The following is a 20,274-nucleotide window of genomic DNA, read 5'->3' on the forward strand; positions in this document are numbered from 1 at the left end:
AGCCGCACGCGAGGCGGCGGGCGAAGGAAGTGAGGAATCGCCTTCATGGGGCGTCGACTCGTACCGCTCACACTGGACAACCTTCCGGATCTCCCCAAGCGTTGCCGATCGTGCGTCTTCTGGGAACTTGATCCGGTCAGTGGGGAAGCCGCAGTAAAAGCGGGCAGGGCCGAGCTGGAAAAGGAAGCCTGGATCTCCGCTGTGCTGCTGGAGTGGGGTTCCTGCGGCCGGGTCGTTCAGGTCGATGATGTGTCGGTCGGCTACGTTCTCTACGCGCCGCCCGCGTATGTCCCGCGGGCGACCGCGTTTCCCACCAGCCCCGTCTCCCCCGATGCCGTTCAGCTCATCACGGGGTGGATCACACCGGGATACCAGGGGCAGGGGCTGGGACGTGTCATGGTGCAGACCGTGGCCAAGGACCTGTTGCAGCGGGGATTCAAGGCCATTGAGGCGTTCGGGGACGCCCGGTGGAAGGAGCCTGCCTGTGTGCTCCCAGCGGACCATCTGCTTGCGGTCGGATTCAAGACGGTGCGGCCGCATCCGACGTACCCGCGGCTGAGGCTGGAGCTGCGGACGACGCTCTCCTGGAAGGAGGACGTCGAGCTCGCTCTGGACCGGCTGCTGGGAGCGGTACAGAAGGAGCCGGTACTGCGTCCGCTCTGAGCAGTCAGTCTCCGAGACACGAAACGGGCCCATCCCTTGAAGGGGTGGGCCCGTTTCACGTGAAACATCGCGCAGGGTGGTGCTTACTGGCCGATGAAGCCTTCGAGGTCGCGGAGGATCGCGGCCTTCGGCTTGGCACCGACGATCGTCTTGGCGACCTCGCCGCCCTGGTAGACGTTGAGTGTCGGGATGGACATCACACCGTACTTGGCGGCGGTGGCCGGGTTCTCGTCGATGTTGAGCTTGACGATCTCGATCTGGTCGCCGTGCTCGGCGGCGATGGCCTCCAACGAGGGGGCGATCTGGCGGCAGGGGCCGCACCAGGCCGCCCAGAAGTCCACCAGTACAGGCTTCTCGCTCTTCAGGACCACTTCGTCGAAAGTGTCGTCAGTAACGTGCTTCAGGTCGCCGGCCACGGCGGCCTCCTTAGTCTCTCGTGGTGGGGTGAGATGAGGAAGATCAGACTGCCGGGGTCTTCTCCGGCTCGGCGAGCTGGCCGTCGGCGAGCGCGGCGAGGAAGCGCTCGGCGTCCAGAGCCGCGGAACATCCGGTACCGGCAGCGGTGATGGCCTGTCGGTAGGTGTGGTCGACGACGTCTCCCGCACCGAAGACACCCGTCAGGTTGGTACGCGTCGAGGGGGCTTCGACCTTGAGGTAGCCCTCGTCGTCGAGGTCGAGCTGACCCTTGAAGAGTTCGGTGCGCGGGTCATGGCCCACGGCGATGAACAGGCCGGTCACGGGGAGCTCCGAGGTCTCGCCGGTCTTGGTGTTGCGCAGGGTCAGACCGGAGAGCTTCTGCTCACCGTGGACCCCGGCGACCTCGCTGTCCCACGCGAACTTGATCTTCGGGTCGGCGAAGGCCCGGTCCTGCATGGCCTTGGAGGCGCGCAGGGAGTCACGGCGGTGGACGATCGTGACGGACTTGGCGAACCGGGAGAGGAAGGTCGCCTCTTCCATGGCGGTGTCGCCGCCGCCGACCACGGCGATGTCGTGGTCCTTGAAGAAGAAGCCGTCGCAGGTGGCGCACCAGGAGACGCCACGTCCGGAGAGGGCGTCCTCGTTCGGCAGGCCGAGCTTGCGGTGCTGGGAGCCGGTGGTCACGATGACGGCCTTCGCACGGTGGACCGTGCCGGCGGTGTCGGTGACGGTCTTGATGTCGCCGGTGAGGTCCACGGAGACGACATCGTCCGGGACGAGCTCCGCACCGAAGCGCTCGGCCTGCGCGCGCATGTTGTCCATGAGCTCGGGGCCCATGATGCCGTCCTGGAAGCCGGGGAAGTTCTCCACGTCGGTGGTGTTCATCAGCGCACCGCCGGCGGTGACGGCGCCCTCGAAGACCAGCGGCTTCAGCGATGCCCGCGCGGTGTAGAGGGCGGCCGTGTAACCGGCCGGTCCGGAGCCGATGATGATCACATTACGGACGTCGCTCACGGGTTACTTCCTCGTCTCTGCAGACTGCCTACTGCCTACTGGGGCCGGTTCAACGACTCTCACCCCACCCAACGGATCCTACGGGGGATGCATTCCCGACGTGCCGGGGCCGTTGTCAGGGGCGGTCGTAGGAGTGGGTGAGCAGCAGTCGGCCCTTGGCCTCGGGCGTGGCGTCGACGCAGGTGGCATCGACGACGTACGCCTGGACGCGGGTGGCGTCGGTGGCATGGGGCAGGACGACGAGGAAGGCGCCCGTTCCCTGGTAGCGGCCCTTGTCGAGAGCCAGAGCCGGGGTGTTCCGGCCGGTGGCCTGCTGAACGCACGGGGGCACTGTCACGGTAGGGGTACGCAGCGGTTTCTTGGGCGCGGAGGAGTCGGGAGCGCCGACTTCATTGGTGGATTTGGTGCCGGCCTCCGGCTGCTGCTTCTGGCCGTCGGGACTCTCCGAGGCCGCTGTGCTGCTCAGCAGGCCCTGCACCCTGCCTTCGAGGGTGCCCTCCGCGAAGGTCTGTGTGCTGCTGTCCGCCGAGGCGGCGCTGCTGTCCGCCTGGCTGCTTGCCGTGTCCTGCGGGGTCTGGAGCTGCTGGAGGAGAAAGGCGCTCATGGCGATCACCGCAGCGCCGAACGCCGTGCCGATGATCACTGCGCGGCGGCGGCGCCGGGAGGGGTGGCGGCCCGGTCCTGTGGCGGCCCGTGGGCGCCCTGCGGGGCGGCCGGCGGGGGAAGAGCCGGTGCGCTGGTCCGGGAGGGCGGTCGTCCGGGGGGCGAGGTCCTCGGTGGGCGACGATGTTTCACGTGAAACATCGGCCGTGCTTTCGGGGACGGTGGCGTCGAGAAGGGCTTCTGCCGCCAGAGCGGCGTCGATGCGTCCGGCGATGTCTTCGGGCATCGGCTGAGGGCCCGGGAGCGTGCCGAGCAGCCCGCGGATCTCCTCCAACGAGGTGCGGACGTCACCGCAGAGTGCGCAGCCGTCGACATGGCTGCGCACTTCCGCTGCGCGGGAAGGGGAGAGAAGTCCTTCGGTGAGGTCGGAGATCTCCGAGACGTCCGGGTGCTGAGCGGTGTCCGTCGTGGCTGTCACGTGCGCCCACCTCCTCCCTTAACAGCAGCAGGATCACTTGTTCCTGCGTCCTTTGGTCCTGACGCTGGTGGGACGGATGTCCCGGGCGTCCGGTTCCTTCCCACGGCGAGGCCGCCACTATCCCCGTTGTCACCGCGCAGATGGGTGACAAGGGGGACCAGTCTCGCCCGGCCGCGTGCGCAGCGGCTTTTCACGGTGCCGGTCGGCACATCGAGAATGCGAGCCGCCTCCGCGACGGGGTAGCCCTGCATATCGACCAGGATGAGGGCGGCGCGCTGTTCGGCGGGCAGGGTGGCCAGGGCCGCCAGGAGCTGGCGGTGCAGATCTTGGCGTTCCGCAGGAGCCTCGGCGGACTCGTGGGGTTCCAGGAGCTGATCCAGTCGCTCGGCGTCGTCGACCGGCGCCGTTTTGCGAGAGGCCGCCTTGCGGGCGCGGTCGAGGCAGGCGTTGACCGTGATGCGGTGCAGCCAGGTCGTCACAGCGGACTGGCCGCGGAAGGTGTGGGCGGCCCGGAAGGCCGACACCAGGGCGTCCTGGACGGCGTCGGCCGCTTCCTCCCGGTCCCCGAGGGTGCGCAGCGCCACGGCCCACAGTCGGTCGCGATGGCGGCGTACGAGCTCACCGAAGGCGTCCGGTTCGCCCGCGACGTGCTGGGCGAGCAGTTCCGCGTCGCTGAGTGGAGCTGACGGATCGAAGGCCACCGTCCCCCCTTTCTTGGCCAGATCGTATGCGGGTGTGCCCAATGGGAAGAAGGCTGCCGCCATGAGCCTTGGTGCCGCAACCCTTGCCGCGGCCGTCGCTCAGGCTGGTGCGATGTCTCCGTGAACGGTGGCTGTGACCGCGTAGAGGTACCCGGAAACCGTGGAGTGATGCTGAAGAGGGGCGTCTTCCTCAAGATCAACGGGGTCGATGGGCGCAGCTCCGGTGGCGAGGGGTTGCCTCCCCACCCGGAGCTGTCAGCCCATGACGGAGATCTCCGAGATCCCGCCGCGGAACCGGTCGGGTGATCCGTCCGTCGGGAGCTCGGTGATGCGGACCAGGATGTAGCGGGTCCGCAGGGGCTCGGTCAGCTTCCCGCTCAATGTGCCCCCGGCCGTCGTCTGCTCGACGAGCCGCTGGGGAAAGTCGGTGAGCGCCGACGGTGCGGATGCCTCCGGTGCGGCCGCCCGTACCTCGGCGCCCTGGCCGCTGCGGTACATGGCTACTTCGATGCCGGTGACGTCCTGGACGCTGCCCAGGTCGACGATGATGCCACTGCCCTGCTTGCGGTTGGTGAGGTTCCCGAAGTTGGCATATCCCCGGTACTGCGGAGTGATCCACGAGGTGCCGGGCAGGCCGTCGATGGTCTTGGGCACATCCTCCTGCTGTATCCCGGACCCGCTGGGCATGAACTCCGTCGCTCCGGCGATGCGGAGCGGCTTGGCGGGCCTGGGCTTCTCGTCGCCCTCGTTCTTCGTCGTCTGCGTGGTGCCGGGGTCCGAGGAGTCGTTGCGGCTGTCGAGGAGCGTTTCGGCGAGTTGCCAGCTGCCGAGCCCCAGGGCGGCGATGAGCAGCGCGGACACGGCCCATTTGAGGGCTTTGCCGGTACGGCTCTGGAGCGGGGGCGGCGGGGGCGCCATCACGGGCTGGGTCGCCGAGACGGGGCGGGCCGACGGGCGGCCGTAGGTGCCCTGCTGGTAGGTGGTGCGCTGGTACTCGGGCGGTGCCGTGAAGGTGGGCTCGGGCGGCAGGATGCGCGGCATGGCCGCGACGGCCTTGGCCAGTTCGTCAGGAGTGGTGCACGGCGGTTCCTGGCGTGAGGCTGTGGCGCCGTCGTTGGCCAGCGCGCGCATGGCGAGCTCGGAGAGACCGCGGTGGATGCCGGCCCGGACCTGATCCGGAGCGATCAGGCCCATGCCCTTGGGCAGCCCGGAGAGACCGTAGGCGTCGTCCTCGTACGGCCAGCGCTGGGTCAGCGCGGCGTACAGGAGGGCGCCGATCGCTTCGGTGTCCGCACGCAGCGGGCGCTCGGCGGTGATGCCGCGCAGGGCGGCGTTCACGGCGAGGCCGCGGATGCGGTACTGCCCGGTCGAGCTGCGCAGGACGGCGCCGGGCGTGAGCCTGAGGTGGGCCAGGCCCTCGCGGTGGGCGGCCGCCATGGCCTGGGAGACCTGGCTGACGAGCTGGTAGGCGTCGTGGGCGTCCATCGGTCCGGCGGCCAGCAGAGCGGTGAGCTCGGTGGCGTCCGGAAGCCATTCGTGGACGACGTAGACGAGGTCGTCCTCCTCGACGGCGTCCAGGACCTGCACGAAGCGAGGGTCGCCGAGCAGGGCGGACGAGCGTGCCGCGGCCAGCACGGAGCGGGCACGCGGATGGTCGGCGGGGAGCAGATGAACGCCCACCGCGCGGCGCAGTTTCTCGTCGACAGCGCGCCAGCTGCTGAAACCGTCCAGACGGGTGACGCATTCTTCGAGCCGGTAGCGTCCGGCAAGTTTGTGGCCGCTGTGCAGATCGGGCGTCGCCGGGACGGCGGCGGAGGGTTCCCGCTCACCGTCCGCGCCCTTGGGGTCTTCGCCCGCTGTGTCCTTGGCTTCCGTCGTACCGTCGGTCGTGGCCTCGTCCGCCTTGGCGGTCAGCGGCTCGTCGCCGCTGTTGTCGGCCACGTCGACGGCAGCTGTGCTACGTTCCGCCACCGTCGTTCCTGCCTCCCCATCCGTTGCGCGATGCCAGCCAGCTCTGCACAGTCACGCCAATTGTGCCCACACTCCGGTGCTATGCACGACACGCGGACTCCGGCGATGGTTGTGCGGAAGGACGCTTATTCAGCGTCCGAGCCGTCCTCGGACCATACCCACCAGGCCGTTGACCTCTTCGATGCGCATCTTCTTCGCGGCTACGAAGAAGATGCTCAGGAGGACGATGCCGCCGCAGATCAGCGCGGCGAGTGAACCGAGGGCCCCCTCGCCGAGGACTTCGAGAAGCACGAAGCCCACGCCGCCGCCGACGACGGCCGCGGGGAGCGCCGCCAGGCAGAGCCGGGCGTACGTGCGCACGACCTTGGCACCGTCCAGGTCGCCGCCCAGCCGGTTGCGCAGGCGGCGCCAGGCGATACCGACACCGACCGCGTAGGCCAGCCCGTACGAGGCCGCCATGCCGACGACCGCCCACCGGGCGGGAAGCACGACGTAGCACAGTGCGGAGGCCGCGGCGTTGACGGCGGCGACGATGACCGTGTTGTAGAAGGGGGTACGGGTGTCCTCGTAGGCGTAGAACCCGCGCAGCACGACGTACTGCACGGAGTACGGGATGAGGCCGAGGGCGAAGGCCATCAGGATGAAGCCCATGGACCGTGCGGCCTCGGTGCCGCTGGAGGCGTACAGCAGGGTGCACATCGGCAGCCCGAGAGCGAGGAACGTGAAGGCGACCGGCACGATGGCGACCGCGGAGTTGCGCAGGCCCTGCGAGATGTCGTCGCGGACCGCACCGGGGTCGTTGTCGTGGGCGGCGCGCGAGATGCGGGGCAGCAGCGCGGCCATCACGGAGACGGTGATGATGGCCTGCGGCATGCCCCAGATCAGCTGGGCGTTGGAGTAGGCGAGGAAGCCCGTGCCGTCCTTGCCGGCGAGCTTGCCGGCCGATGTCGCGAGCTGGGTGACGACGAGGACGCCCGCCTGGTTGGCGAGGACGAACAGGACGGTCCACTTGGCCAGCTTGATCGTCTTGCCGAGGCCGTGGCCCTTCCAGTCGAAACGCGGGCGGAAGCGGAAGCCTGCCTCCCGCAGGTAGGGGATCATCGCGAGGGCCTGGACGACCAGTCCGAGCAGGGTGCCGATGCCCAGCAGCCGGACGCCCTCCGGCGGGATGGTCTCGACCCCCATCCGGGACTCGGCGGAGGTGCCGTAGACCCAGATGAACATGCCGAACGTGAAGATCATGACGATGTTGTTGAGGACCGGGGTCCACATCATCGCGCCGAACTTTCCGCGGGCGTTGAGGATCTGCCCCATCACCACGTGCACGCCCATGAAGAAGATGGTCGGCAGGCAGTAGCGGGCGAAGGTGACGGCCACACTGTCGGCCGCCGCGTCGTTCGCGATCGTGCTCGACATGAGATGGATCAGCAGCGGCGCGGCGAAGACCGCGGCAGCGACGATCAGGCCGAGCGCGACCATCACCAGGGTGAGCAGCCGGTTGGCGTAGGCCTCGCCGCCGTCCTCGTCGTCCTTCATGGAGCGGACGAGCTGGGGTACGAAGACCGAGTTGAGGCCACCGCCCACGGTGAGGATGTAGATCATCGTCGGCAGGGTGTACGCGATGGTGAAACTGTCACCGAGCAGCGCGGCACCCAGCGCGGCGGTGATCACCAGGCTGCGGACGAATCCGGTGAGCCGGGAGACGAGGGTTCCGGCCGCCATCAGCGCGCTGGACTTGAGCAGGCCGGAGGCCCGGCCGCCGGACTTCGGCGGTACCGGCGCCGGGGCGGCTTCCGGCTCGGGCGGCCCTGGTGGCCTCCCGGTCCCTTCCTGGTCGCGGAAGAGATGCGCGAACGCGTCCGGCTCCTCGTGATTCTCGGACGCCTGTGTGACGAGGGCATCGACGCCGACGAACTGGGTGGTCGCCGCGTTGTCCCCGTACGGGAGGTGGCGGGAGGGGCCCGCGGGCTCGGGCGGCGGGGTCTGCGCCCAGAGACGTGGGTCGGGGGCGTACGGAGCCGCGGGCGGCTGCTGGTAGAGCGGCTGCGGCTCCTGGTAGGTGCCGGGGGGCGGCGGCGGGTGCGAGGCACGGTCGTACAGCGCCTCGTTCACCGGGTCCTGGGCGGCGAGGTCCTGCGCCCGGTAGGGGTCGTGCTCGTAGGCGTGCTGGAGGTACGGGTCGGGGGGCACCGGGCCGTCCTGGCCGGCACCCGGGGGTACCGGGGGCCCGCCGGTAGATCCTGCTCCGCCCGCGCCTTGGCCGCGGTCACCGTCGTACGGCGCGTTCATCGAAACCCCACCTCATCGTCCCCGGCCGACCGGCCACGACAGACATCGCTCAACGGTCCACTTTCTCACCAGTTCCCGACGGTGCCCCGCTTTCCGGACCGGTGTCCGAGGCCGGGTCACTCGGCTGCTCGGGTTCGCCGCCGTTGTCGTCCGCCGCGACGCCCGCGACGGTGCGCTTGCGGTGGCTGTACATCCTGACGCCCGCGAGGACCAGCAGCAGCAGTCCGCCGGCGATCACCAGCAGCACGGTGGGGGTCACTTCGGAGACCTTCACGGTGAAGGTCATCTCCTCGCCGTACGGGGTTCCGTCCTCGGTGAAGAGACGTGCCGTGACGTGCGCCTGACCGTTGGCGCTGGTCGCCGCGTCGAACTTCACGGACTGGCTGTGCCCGCCCGAGATCTTGACCGGCAGCTGGGCCACGGCCCCGTCGTCGTTGAACTTGAGCCGGAGGTTGTCCGACGTCAGCCGGAGCACCAGATGGTCGACGCCCTGCACCAGCTTGTTCTGCACCGTCACCGGGATCGTCGCGCTGCGGCCGGACAGGGTGACGTCCGACTTCGCGATGAGCTGGACCTCATTGGCGAGGCTCTGCAGATACGTGCGTACCGCGTCACGGTACTGCTGTGCCTCCAGCGTCCTGCCGCGCCAGGACGTCGACATCGAGCGGTTGATCGCGTTGCCGAAGGGGGTCACGACCCGCTCGGGCTGCGTGAGGATGACCCGGAAGCTGTTGAGCGAGTCCTGGGTGGTCCTGATGTCCTGGAACGCCTGGGTGGGCAGTTCCTGCTTGCGGAGCTTCTTCGGGTACGCGGAGGCCCTGGGCACCTTGGTGGTGGCCTTCGCGTCGGGCTTCACCTCGGCCGCCGCCACCAGGTCGAGGGGCTGCGTCCAGTGGCCCTGGCCGAGCGCCTGCAGGGCGCGGGCCATCGTCTGGGCCTGGGAGGCCGTGGGGATCCGCTGCGGCGCCACGACGACGCTGCGCGCGTTGTCCGGGGCCTGCTCGGTCAGCGCCAGCGTCTGGGCGAGGAACTTCTGGACCGCCAGGGTCGAGGCGCCGGCCTTCGACATGTCGCCGTCGAACGCGGTGGAGAGCCTGGCGTCGGCGACGACCGCCGTGGTGCCGCCGCCGATCGGCCGGGCCGCGGTCGGCGTGTACGGCAGGTTGTCGGTCTGCTGGAGACTGTCGCTGCGGGCGATGATCTTGTGTGCACCCGCAGAGGTGGCGATGTCGACGATCGACGGGTCGACGGCCCCGTTCACGGGCCAGGCGAAGTCCGTGGACGGCTTCACGTGCAGGACGGTCTCCACCGTCGACGCGGCCACCTCGGAAGCGGTCTGCAGATGGCTCAGGGTGCCGGAGACGTTCTTGCCGCGGTGGGCGATGGAGGCCAGGTCGGGGTCGGCGAACGGCAGCGCGATCACCTTGCCGTCCTCCACCGCCGCTTCCAGCGAGGTGAGCCACTGCTTGGCGACGGCCTGGTTCTTCCCCGGGACCGTGGTGTCACCGACCTTGACCTGATAGTTCCCCGTCATCGCGTCGACACCGGCCAGCAGGTCCGGGTCGATGACCCAGGTCACCGGAAGCTGCCGTCCCAGCGAGACCAGCTGCTCCAGCCGCCCGCCCGGGGCCAGCTCCATGGCGAGGTCGTCGTTCGCGAAGACCGGCGTCTGCTGTTCGTCCGATCCCGTCTCCGCCGTCACGTGCGGGGAAGTGATCAGCGGCCAGAGGAACGTCAGCTTGGTCTTGCTGTCGGTGTCCTCGGGCTGCCAGGGAAGGAAGGAACGCTGGATGCCGAGCACCTGCTCGTATGCGGAACCCGAGGTCCGGCCCGACAGCGAGACACCGAGCTGGTAGACGCCCGAGTCGTCCAGATCCAGCTTGTCGACGGGGACGGCGAGTGTGAAGTCCTGACTGATTCCGCTGCGCAGCTCGGGGACCTTCAGCGTGTACTTGCCGCCGATCTCGACCGGATCGACTCCGGGGACGTAACCGGTGCGCTTGGCCGCATCATCGATCTCGCCCCTGCCGGAGAGCCGCGGGCCCACCCGCAGATCGACCTCGGCGTCGTTGATCGTTGCCTTGCCCTTGTTGGTGAGGGTGCCGGAAACGGTCAGTGTGTCCCCCTCCACCGGTGCGCTCGGGGAGAGCGTGTTCAGGGAGACGGCGACCGTACGGGAGCCGGTGGGCGCCTTGCCGGTCTCTGCGGCATGCGCCGTCGGACCGGCCAGGAGACCGGGCAGCAGCCCGGCCAGCAACGGAGCCCCGACGATCACGGAGACGGTGCGCCGCAGCCACCGGCGGGCAGGAGCGGGACTGATCCCCTGGATGTCTGCCGCCTCGGCCACGCGCCTGCCCGTCCCTCGTCGTCGTCAACTGCTGTCGATCGTTGTCGGTTCTGCGTCCACGCATGGTAACGATGTGCGCCGGGGCTAAGTGCTGGGGTCCGAGCCACATGATCGGGAGAGTCTTGCAGGGTCCCCGTAAACGATGACGTCCGGGCCGGTCCATGCACGTAACCTTTTCTGTTGTGCCGAACGCCAACGAAGACAACGCCAGCGCCCTGAGTCAGGTGCAGCACCGCGCAGTGAGTGAGCTGCTGCGGGTGTCCCCGGTCGCAGACGACCTCGCCCGCCGATTCGAGGAGTCCGGATTCAGCCTCGCCCTGGTGGGCGGCTCGGTTCGCGACGCGCTGCTCGGCAGGCTCGGGAACGACCTGGACTTCACCACCGACGCCCGCCCCGAGGACGTGCTCAGGATCGTGCGTCCGTGGGCCGACTCGGTGTGGGAGGTCGGGATCGCCTTCGGCACCGTCGGCTGCCAGAAGGACGGCTATCAGATCGAGGTCACGACCTACCGGTCGGAGGCGTACGACAGGACCTCACGCAAGCCGGAGGTCTCCTACGGCGACTCCATCGAGGAAGACCTCGTGCGTCGCGACTTCACGGTCAACGCCATGGCCGTCGCTCTGCCGGCGAAGGAGTTCATCGACCCGCACGGCGGCCTCAGGGACCTTTCGGAACGAGTGCTGCGTACACCGGGCACGCCCGAGGAGTCCTTCTCCGACGATCCGCTGCGCATGCTGCGGGCCGCCCGGTTCGCCGCACAGCTGGACTTCGAGGTCGCCCCCGAGGTCGTGACGGCCATGACGGAGATGGCCGGCCGCATCGAGATCGTCTCGGCCGAGCGGGTCCGTGAGGAACTCAACAAGCTGCTTCTCTCCTCACACCCCCGCAAGGGGCTGGGGCTGCTGGTCGATACGGGTCTGGCCGACCGGGTGCTGCCGGAGCTTCCCGCGCTGCGGCTCGAAAGTGACGAGCATCACCGTCACAAGGACGTCTACGAGCACTCCCTGACCGTCCTGGAGCAGGCCATCGATCTGGAGGAGGACGGCCCCGACCTCGTCCTTCGGCTTGCGGCGCTGCTCCATGACATCGGCAAGCCGAGGACGCGTCGCTTCGAGAAGGACGGCCGGGTCTCCTTCCACCACCATGAAGTGGTGGGCGCCAAGATGACCAAGAAGCGGATGACTGAACTCAAGTACTCCAATGACATGGTCAAGGACGTCTCGCAGCTGGTGGAACTGCATCTGCGCTTCCACGGCTACGGCGACGGCGAATGGACCGACTCGGCGGTGCGCAGGTATGTGCGCGACGCGGGGCCGCTGCTGGAGCGGCTCCACAAGCTGACCCGGTCGGACTGCACGACGCGGAACAAGCGCAAGGCGAATGCTCTCTCGCGGACCTATGACGGGCTGGAGGAGCGCATCGCCCTGCTGCAGGAGCAGGAGGAGCTGGACTCCATCCGCCCGGACCTGGACGGAAACGAGATCATGCGGGTGCTGGATGTCGGTCCCGGACCGGTGATCGGCAAGGCGTACGCGTTCCTGCTGGAGCTGCGTCTGGAGAACGGGCCCATGGAGCACGATGCGGCGGTAGCGGCGCTCAGGGAGTGGTGGGCCGCGCAGAGCTGAGTACCCGGTCGGTGATGTTTCACGTGAAACATCACCGACCGCCGCGGACCGAGGGGCGTTGTTTCACGTGAAACAACGCCCCTCGTGCACGCTACGACTCCGTGCTCGTGCGCCTCCATCGGAACATCGCCACCGCGACGGCCGCGTAGAGCACCGCCACTCCCGCCACCACGGTGACCGACTTCCCGTTCGGGGGCAGCAGCAGGGCCGACATGGCCGCGGCGCCCACGAACGCGACGTTGAACAGCACGTCATAGAGCGAGAAGACCCTGCCGCGGAAGGAGTCGTCCGCCCCGGTCTGCACCACCGTGTCCGTCGCGATCTTCGAGCCCTGCGTCACGACTCCGAGAACGAACGCGGCGATCAGCGTCGGCACCAGGGCGAACGACAGCCCCAGCGCGGGTTCCAGGACGGCTGCCGTCCCGGCGCACACCACCATCCAGCCGTACCGGCCGACGCGCCCCACCGCCCACGGGGTGATTACGGCGGCGACGAAGAAGCCCGCCCCGGAGATGCCCACGGCCAGGCCCAGCAGGGCGAGGCCGTCGGACTCGTTGTCCGACCAGGCGTAGCGGCACAGCATCAGCACCATCACGGTCAGAGCGCCGTAACAGAAGCGGAGCACGGTCATGGCGGCCAGCGCGCGGGCCGCGTCCTTGCGTTCCGCCAGATGGCGCAGTCCGGCGACGAGCCCTCGGGCCGTGACCGCCAGTGCCGCCCGCAGCCGCAGTGGGCTTCCGTCGGGGTCCGGTCCCAGGAGTCCTCGGGGCAGGCTCAGTGAAGCCACTGCGGAGAGGAGGTAGAGCAGCGCGCCCAGCAGGACCACCGCGGCATCGGACTCGTCGGCCACCAGGCGTACGACGAAGGCGAGACCGCCCCCCGCGGTGGCCGCGAGCGTACCGGCCGTCGGGGAGAGGGAGTTGGCCATGACGAGGCGGTCGGCGTCGACCACGCGTGGCAGGGCCGCGGAGAGTCCGGCCAGGACGAAGCGGTTGACGGCGGTGACACAGAGGGCCGAGGCGTAGAAGAGCCAGTCGGGCACCGAGCCGAGGATCAGCAGAGCCGTGCAACAGGCGAGGGTCGCCCGCAACAGGTTGCCGTAGAGGAAGACCTGACGGCGCGGCCAGCGGTCCAGCAGTACGCCGGCGAACGGGCCGATCAGTGAGTACGGGAGAAGGAGCACGGCCATCGCCGAGGCGATGGCGCCGGCCGAGGTCTGTTTCTCCGGAGAGAAGACGACGTGCGCGGCGAGGGCGACCTGATAGACGCCGTCCGCCGACTGGGAGAGGAGTCGCACGGCGAGGAGGCGACGGAAGTTCCGAAGGCGCAGGAGTATGCGCAGATCACGCGCGACAGGCATGTGAGCAAGCGTCACACACGTCGGGGGCCCCCGGGCGGATTGCCCGGGGACCCCCGACGTGAGGCAGGGGAGGAGCGTCGCCGCTCATCGCCCTGGTGAGGCTGTCAGCCGTGCGGGCCGGTTCAGCGCTCGATCTCGCCGCTGATGAACTTCTCGACGTTCTCGCGGGCCTCGTCGTCGAAGTACTGGACCGGCGGGGACTTCATGAAGTACGAGGACGCGGAGAGGATCGGGCCACCGATGCCGCGGTCCTTGGCGATCTTCGCCGCACGCACGGCGTCGATGATGACACCGGCGGAGTTCGGGGAGTCCCACACCTCGAGCTTGTACTCAAGGTTCAGCGGAACGTCACCGAAGGCACGGCCCTCAAGGCGCACGTACGCCCACTTGCGGTCGTCCAGCCAGGCCACGTAGTCCGAGGGACCGATGTGGACGTTGTCCGCACCGAGCTCACGGTCACGGATCTGCGAGGTGACGGCCTGCGTCTTGGAGATCTTCTTGGACTCGAGGCGCTCACGCTCGAGCATGTTCTTGAAGTCCATGTTGCCGCCGACGTTCAGCTGCATCGTGCGGTCCAGGACGACGCCCCGGTCCTCGAAGAGCTTCGCCATCACGCGGTGCGTGATGGTGGCGCCGACCTGGGACTTGATGTCGTCGCCGACGATCGGGACACCGGCCTCGGTGAACTTGTCCGCCCACTCCTTGGTACCGGCGATGAAGACCGGGAGAGCGTTGACGAACGCGACCTTGGCGTCGATGGCGCACTGCGCGTAGAACTTCGCAGCGACCTCGGAACCGACCGGCAGGTAGCAGACGAGGACGTCGACCTGCTTGTCCTTGAGGGTCTGGACGATGTCGACCGGCGCCTCGGTGGACTCCTCGATGGTCTCGCGGTAGTACTTGCCGAGACCGTCGTGGGTGTGACCGCGCTGGACGGTCACGCCCGTGTTCGGCACGTCGGCGATCTTGATGGTGTTGTTCTCGCTGGCGCCGATGGCGTCCGCGAGATCGAGGCCGACCTTCTTCGCGTCAACGTCGAAGGCGGCGACGAACTCGACGTCGCTGACGTGGTAATCGCCGAACTGGACGTGCATCAGACCGGGCACCTTGCCGGCCGGATCGGCGTCCTTGTAGAACTCGACGCCCTGCACCAGCGAGGCGGCGCAGTTGCCCACGCCTACGATGGCTACGCGAACCGAACCCATTCCGGTTGCTCCCTGTGTGTTCTCGGTATGACCGATGAAGGATGAAGTCCTGCGGATCTGCGGGGACTTCACTTGGCGGTGTCGTCGGACGGATCCGGCGGGGTGTTACCCCGGTGCCGGGGCAGGCCGCCCGTCTCTCCAGATGTGTCCTGCTGAGCGGAGCCCTCGGGCGAGGATCGTCGCTGATCCCGTCCCGACCGCTCGCTCTCGATGAGCTCGTTCAGCCAGCGCACTTCGCGCTCCACGGACTCCATGCCGTGTCGCTGCAGCTCAAGCGTGTAGTCGTCGAGCCGTTCACGGGTACGGGCGAGGGAGGCTCGCATCTTCTCCAGACGCTCCTCCAGCCTGCTGCGCCGGCCTTCCAGCACGCGCATCCGCACGTCGCGTTCCGTCTGTCCGAAGAAGGCGAAGCGTGCCGCGAAGTGCTCGTCCTCCCAGGAGTCCGGCCCGGTGTGCGAGAGCAGCTCCTCGAAGTGCTCCTTACCTTCCGCCGTCAACCGGTAGACGATCTTGGCGCGGCGCCCTGCGAGTGAAGAGGCGGGTGCCGCTGTCCGGCCGGTGGCCGGCTGAAGGTCCGCCGGCGCACTTCCCGGCTCCTCGATCAACCAGCCACTGGCGACCAGCGTCTTGAGGCAGGGATAGAGGGTGCCGTAACTGAAGGCGCGGAAGATCCCGAGCGATGTGTTGAGGCGTTTGCGCAGCTCGTACCCGTGCATCGGGGACTCGCGGAGCAGACCGAGGACGGCGAATTCGAGGATGCCGGAGCGTCTGCTCACCTTCGCCTCCTCCTGCTCCGAGTGCTCCCGTGGAGCTCGTACGTCGAACTTATGCCGTGCTGATGTATCGAGTCGATACATCAGCACGATAGATCGGTCCGCACGGTTCGACAAGGGGAGCCTTCGTGAACGGCGTCACATCACGAATTCTTAGGAAGCGACTTGCGTTGTTTGGGGTGAACTTCGGCCCTAGGCGGGTTTTGACCGTGCGTAGTCTGTGCGGCATGCAGATCACCGGGAACCGAGTGGCGCCGCCGGGCGTCAGTCATCGCGGACTGCCGGATGTGCTGCGGGTGAGCCTTCCGCAGGGCTTGTCCGTAATTCGGGGGGACCGGATCTCAACTGCCGCTTCCAGGCGCTCTCGCCTGCCCGAGGAGTAGTCGTTCCATGAGCGAGCACCGTCGCAAATCGCCTCAGCCGGAAGGCAGCGGGCGTGCCGCGGCCAGACGAGCCGCCCAGCAGCCAACAGGACGCCGCGCAGCACCGTCACGCAGAGCAACAAACGAGTCACCTTCCGAGTCGCACGGCGAGGGGCGCCCCTACGGCGGCCGCGCCGAGGCCCGTCGTGCCGCTCAGCGCGGCGGACGTCGGCGCGGAGCCGAGGAGGCGGGCCATGGAGCCGGCGCGGGCGGTGGGGGCGGCCGACGGCGCGGTGGCGGCGGAGGCGGGCACGACGGCCCGCGCGGCCGGGGGCGTGGTGACAGCCGCCCCGGCAAGAAGCGCTTCATCGACTATCCGCGCCACGGGAAATACGGGTTCAGTCGCTGGGTGCCGTCGTGGAGGCTGGTCTCCGGCGTCTGTCTGAGCTTCCTCGGACTGCTGATGGGCGCGGCCGGGCTCGCGTACGCGATGGTCGTCCCTCCGAAGGTCAACGACGCGGCCAAGGCGCAGAACAACGTCTATTACTGGGCCGACGGTACGCAGATGGTGGCGACCGGAGGCGAAGTCAACCGTCAGGTGATCAGTTACGAACAGATCCCCGTGGCGATGCGGAACGCCGTCATCTCGGCCGAGAACAAGACGTTCGAGGACGACCGGGGCATCGACCCGATGGGCATCGCCCGCGCCCTGTTCAACATGGCCAAGGGCGGTGAGACCCAGGGCGGCTCGACCATCACGCAGCAGTACGTGAAGAACTCGATGCTCAGCCAGGAACAGACGCTCAGCCGCAAGTTCAAGGAACTGTTCATCACGCTCAAGGTCGGCAGCAATGGCGACAAGGACGACGTCATGGCGGGCTATCTGAACGTCTCCTACTACGGACGCGGCGCGTCGGGCCTCCAGGCCGCGGCCCGCACGTACTACGGCAAGGACGCTTCCAAGCTCGACCCGAGCGAGTGCGCGTTCCTGGCGACGCTGCTCAAGGGTGCGAGCTACTACGACCCCGCCGGTGCTCCCGACGTCGACAAGGAGAAGGCCTCCGCGGCGAAGAACACGGAGCGGGCGAAGGCGCGCTGGAAGTGGATCCTTGACGAGGAGGTCAAGGACGGCCGGATGACGCAGGCCGAACGCGACACGTACAAGAAGTTCCCGATGCCGAAGAAGCCGAAGAAGGACGCCCAGCTGGGCGGTCAGATCGGCTACCTGGTGGACCTCGCCAAGAAGTACTTCATCAACAACAGCAGCCCCAAGGTCGACGCCGAAGCCCTCGCTCTGGGCGGCTACGAGATCCACACCACGTTCGAGAAGGACAAGGTCGACGCCCTCAGCGCCGCGGTGGAGAAGGTCTACAAGGCGAAGATCGACCCGAAGGAGCGCCCGAAGACCGACACCCATGTGCAGTTCGGCGGCGCGTCGGTGGACGCGAAGACCGGTGCCATGCTCGCCACGTACGGCGGTCAGGACGCCACCCAGCACTACACCAACAACGCCGACCCGACCGGCGCGCAGGTCGGGTCGACCTTCAAGCCGTTCGTCCTGGCCGCGGCGATGCAGTACGGCAAGCGCGATCCCGCGCTGGGCCCCGACCAGGGCGAGTCGTCGCGCACCCCGGTGTCCCCGAAGAGCGTCTACAACGGTGACGACCGGCTGGAGATCAAGAAGTACAACGGCGAGGTCTGGCAGGACGAGAAGAACAACAAGTGGCTCCAGACCAACGACGGCAACCACGACTACGGCGACATCGACCTGCGGTACGCCATGCAGGAGTCCGCGAACTCCCCCTACGTCCAGCTCGGCATGGATGTCGGGACGGACAAGGTCAAGGACGTCGCCCTCGCCGCCGGTCTGCGTGACGACGAGTACATGGCGAACTCGACCGTGCCGTCGTACTCCATCGGTACGTCCTCGCCCAGCGCCATCCGGATGGCCGGCGCCTATTCCACCTTCGCCACCAGCGGCCAGCAGAACGAGCCGTTCTCGGTGAAGGAGGTGAAGTACAAGGGCAACGTCATCTACCGGCACCAGAAGAAGTCCAAGCGCGCTTTCGACCCCGCCATCGCGGACAACGTCAGCGACGTACTGAAGAACGTCGTCGAGAACGGTACGGGTAGGCCCGCACGGCTCCCCGGCCGCGACGTGGCGGGCAAGACGGGTACGACGGACGGCAACAAGTCGGCCTGGTTCGTCGGCTACACCCCGCAGGTCTCGACCGCCATCAGCATGTTCCGGCTGGACGACGACGAGAACAGCAAGAACCGCGAGTTCCTGGAGATGTTCGGTACGGGTGGCGAGAAGAAGATCCACGGTGCCTCGTTCCCGGCGTCGATCTGGCACGACTACATGGCCGAAGCGATGAAGAAGAAGGACGTCGTGCGCTTCCCGGAGCCGCAGCCGCTGGGCGAGACGCTCTACGGCGGCGGCGCGGCCAGCCCGACCCCGACGCCCAGCCCGACGCCGTCGGCGACCCCCTCCACCGAGCCGCCCCCGACGCCGTCGCCCGACCCCACCACGGCGTCACCCACACCGACGAACACCTGCAACCCGCTCGACTGGGAGTGCAACAATGCCAACGGTGGCGCCAACGCGGGCGCCAATGGCGGTGCGAACGGTGGGGACACCACCGGAACGACCGCGGGCGGTGACGGGGGAGGCACTGAGGGAGGCGCCAACTCCGGTGCGGCCGAGGGCGCGACGGACGGCGCCAACGGGACGAACGGGAACGGGAACGGGACTCTGTGGGGCGGCGGAGGCTAACCGCCCCATAAGCCGACCGGCCGAGGACCGCGCCCACGAGGGTCGCCCCCAGGAGAGCCGTTCCTAAGAGGGCCGTTCCTAAGAGGGCCGCCGCACCACCCGGTGCGGCGGCCCTCTCCGTGTTCCAGGCCCGTGAAACATCTCTCTCACAGTCCCGTACGGCAGGATGTGCGGCATGCCAAGCGCAGAAGACACGAGCGTGCACCAGGAGCGGCCCGTCGTACGGCCCACGCGGCAGGACGAGGTCGCCGCGGCCGGCAGCGAGCTGATCGGCGGGCGGGTGGGCCGCTGGGCGCGGCTCGGCGACGGCCCCCTGACTCCCGTGCGGGTCATCGCTCTGGTGGCGATCGGGATGTTCGCACTCGGCATGGTGCAGAAGATCCCCTGCTACGAGTGGGCCTGGTTCAGGGGCGCCACCTCGCAGTACACCCACGGCTGCTACTCCGACATTCCGCATCTCTTCGCCGGGCGCGGTTTCGCCGACGGCCTCACGCCGTACTTCGACCGGCTCACCGGCGATATGCAGTTCCTCGAATACCCGGTCCTGACCGGGGTGTTCATGCAGGTCGCCGCCTGGCTGACGCTGACGCCGGACAGCGACCCCATCCAGCAGCGCGAGCAGATGTACTGGATGGTCAACGCGGGCATGCTGATGATCTGTGCCGTGGTCATCGCGGTGTGCACCTCCCGTACGCACCGGCGGCGCCCCTGGGACGGGCTGCTGGTCGCCCTCGCCCCCGCCTTCGCCCTCACCGCCACGATCAACTGGGACCTGCTGGCCGTCGCCCTGACGGCCGCGGCGATGCTCATGTGGTCCCGGGGCCGGGCGCTCGCCTTCGGCATCCTCATCGGCCTCGCGACGGCCGCCAAGCTCTACCCGGTCCTGCTGCTCGGACCGCTGTTCGTGCTGTGCTGGCGGGCGGGCAAATGGCGGGAGTTCTCGATGGCGGCCCTGGGCGCGGCGGGGGCCTGGCTGGTGGTCAACGTGCCGGTGATGGTGTTCGCCCCCGAGGGGTGGAAGAAGTTCTACACCTTCAGTCAGGAACGGCCGATCGACTTCGGTTCGTTCTGGCTGATCATCACGCAGCGCACCGGAAAGGCCATCGAGGTCGACACCGTCAACACGGCGTCGGTGCTGCTGATGGTCGTGTTCTGCGCGGGGATCGCGGGGCTGGCGCTGATGGCCCCGCGCAGGCCCCGGTTCGCCCAGCTCGCGTTCCTGGTGGTGGCCGCGTTCATCCTGACGAACAAGGTCTACTCACCGCAGTACGTGCTCTGGCTGATCCCGCTGGCCGCGCTGGCCAGGCCGCGCTGGCGGGACTTCCTCATCTGGCAGGCCTGCGAGGTCATGTACTTCATGGGGATCTGGCTGTACCTCGCGTACACGACCAGCGGCGACAAGCACCAGGGGCTGCCCGAGCAGGGCTACCAGGTCGTGATCGCCCTGCACCTGCTGGGAACGCTGTACCTCTGCGCCGTGGTCGTACGGGACATCCTGCTGCCCGAGCGGGACGGCGTGCGGACCGACGGCTCGGACGATCCGTCGGGCGGAGTCCTCGACAAGGCACCGGACGCGTTCGTCCTGGGGCCCGTGGTGCATCCGTCCCGGCACACGGCACCCGCGGTCGAGGGACCGCGGGTGGAGTGGGGCACGGCGCACAGCAGGGCCGCCGCCGACTGACCTGCGGCC

General features: G+C 68.4%; 15 protein-coding genes. 4 read left to right on the forward strand and 11 right to left on the reverse strand.

What is annotated here, in order from left to right:
• Positions 1–45: 45 nt before the first annotated feature.
• The gene (locus tag OG251_RS19700; protein ID WP_326678426.1) at positions 46–663 is read left to right on the forward strand and encodes a GNAT family N-acetyltransferase; all 618 of its coding nucleotides are present in this window, start codon (positions 46–48) and stop codon (positions 661–663) included.
• An 83-nt stretch (positions 664–746) separates the two neighbouring features.
• On the opposite strand, the gene trxA is transcribed toward OG251_RS19700, so the two are convergent.
• From trxA to OG251_RS19735, 7 genes are all read right to left on the reverse strand, one after another.
• Positions 747–1,079 (reverse strand): thioredoxin, encoded by a 333-nt coding sequence (gene trxA, locus OG251_RS19705; RefSeq protein WP_073727728.1) that lies wholly within the window; start codon positions 1,077–1,079, stop codon positions 747–749.
• 43 nt (positions 1,080–1,122) lie between these two features.
• Entirely contained in the window at positions 1,123–2,094 is a 972-nt protein-coding gene (gene trxB, locus OG251_RS19710; RefSeq protein WP_073727726.1) for a thioredoxin-disulfide reductase, read from the reverse strand.
• A 115-nt stretch (positions 2,095–2,209) separates the two neighbouring features.
• Positions 2,210–3,175 (reverse strand): zf-HC2 domain-containing protein, encoded by a 966-nt coding sequence (locus OG251_RS19715; protein WP_326678427.1) that lies wholly within the window; start codon positions 3,173–3,175, stop codon positions 2,210–2,212.
• Positions 3,172–3,876 (reverse strand): RNA polymerase sigma factor SigM, encoded by a 705-nt coding sequence (sigM, locus tag OG251_RS19720; protein WP_326678428.1) that lies wholly within the window; start codon positions 3,874–3,876, stop codon positions 3,172–3,174. Before sigM ends, OG251_RS19715 begins: the two co-directional genes overlap by 4 nt.
• 255 nt (positions 3,877–4,131) lie before the next feature.
• Positions 4,132–5,847 carry a protein kinase family protein gene (locus OG251_RS19725; RefSeq protein WP_326678429.1) on the reverse strand — a complete coding sequence of 572 codons (1,716 nt, stop codon included), beginning with the start codon at positions 5,845–5,847 and terminating at the stop codon, positions 4,132–4,134.
• Between the two features lie 129 nt (positions 5,848–5,976).
• Positions 5,977–8,136: a murein biosynthesis integral membrane protein MurJ gene (gene murJ, locus OG251_RS19730; RefSeq protein WP_326678430.1), complete on the reverse strand. Its 2,160-nt coding sequence runs from the start codon at positions 8,134–8,136 to the stop codon at positions 5,977–5,979.
• 49 nt (positions 8,137–8,185) lie between these two features.
• A complete protein-coding gene (locus tag OG251_RS19735) occupies positions 8,186–10,483 on the reverse strand; it encodes a DUF6049 family protein (protein WP_326678431.1) in 2,298 nt (765 codons plus the stop codon).
• Between the two features lie 182 nt (positions 10,484–10,665).
• On the opposite strand from OG251_RS19735, the gene OG251_RS19740 reads away from it, so the two are divergent.
• Positions 10,666–12,108: a CCA tRNA nucleotidyltransferase gene (locus tag OG251_RS19740; RefSeq protein ID WP_326678432.1), complete on the forward strand. Its 1,443-nt coding sequence runs from the start codon at positions 10,666–10,668 to the stop codon at positions 12,106–12,108.
• 91 nt (positions 12,109–12,199) lie between these two features.
• Here OG251_RS19740 and OG251_RS19745 read toward each other — a convergent pair whose 3' ends face one another.
• From OG251_RS19745 to OG251_RS19760, 4 genes are all read right to left on the reverse strand, one after another.
• Complete coding sequence (locus OG251_RS19745) at positions 12,200–13,468, reverse strand: MFS transporter (RefSeq protein ID WP_326678433.1); 1,269 nt, start codon at positions 13,466–13,468, stop codon at positions 12,200–12,202.
• Positions 13,469–13,590: 122 nt separating this feature from the next.
• Positions 13,591–14,673: an inositol-3-phosphate synthase gene (locus OG251_RS19750; RefSeq protein ID WP_326678434.1), complete on the reverse strand. Its 1,083-nt coding sequence runs from the start codon at positions 14,671–14,673 to the stop codon at positions 13,591–13,593.
• A 68-nt stretch (positions 14,674–14,741) separates the two neighbouring features.
• Positions 14,742–15,449, reverse strand: coding sequence for a PadR family transcriptional regulator (locus tag OG251_RS19755; protein ID WP_326678435.1), 708 nt, complete (start codon positions 15,447–15,449; stop codon positions 14,742–14,744).
• 507 nt (positions 15,450–15,956) lie between these two features.
• Complete coding sequence (locus OG251_RS19760) at positions 15,957–16,193, reverse strand: hypothetical protein (protein WP_326678436.1); 237 nt, start codon at positions 16,191–16,193, stop codon at positions 15,957–15,959.
• A 24-nt stretch (positions 16,194–16,217) separates the two neighbouring features.
• Here OG251_RS19760 and OG251_RS19765 point away from each other — a divergent pair, with 24 nt between their 5' ends.
• Both OG251_RS19765 and OG251_RS19770 read left to right on the forward strand, forming a co-directional pair.
• Positions 16,218–18,584: a transglycosylase domain-containing protein gene (locus tag OG251_RS19765; RefSeq protein ID WP_326678437.1), complete on the forward strand. Its 2,367-nt coding sequence runs from the start codon at positions 16,218–16,220 to the stop codon at positions 18,582–18,584.
• A gap of 166 nt (positions 18,585–18,750) precedes the next feature.
• Positions 18,751–20,265, forward strand: a complete 1,515-nt coding sequence (locus OG251_RS19770) for a glycosyltransferase family 87 protein (protein WP_326678438.1) — start codon at positions 18,751–18,753, stop codon at positions 20,263–20,265.
• Positions 20,266–20,274 lie beyond the last annotated feature (9 nt).

Source organism: Streptomyces sp. NBC_01237 (assembly GCF_035917275.1).
Classification (GTDB): Bacteria; Actinomycetota; Actinomycetes; order Streptomycetales; family Streptomycetaceae; genus Streptomyces.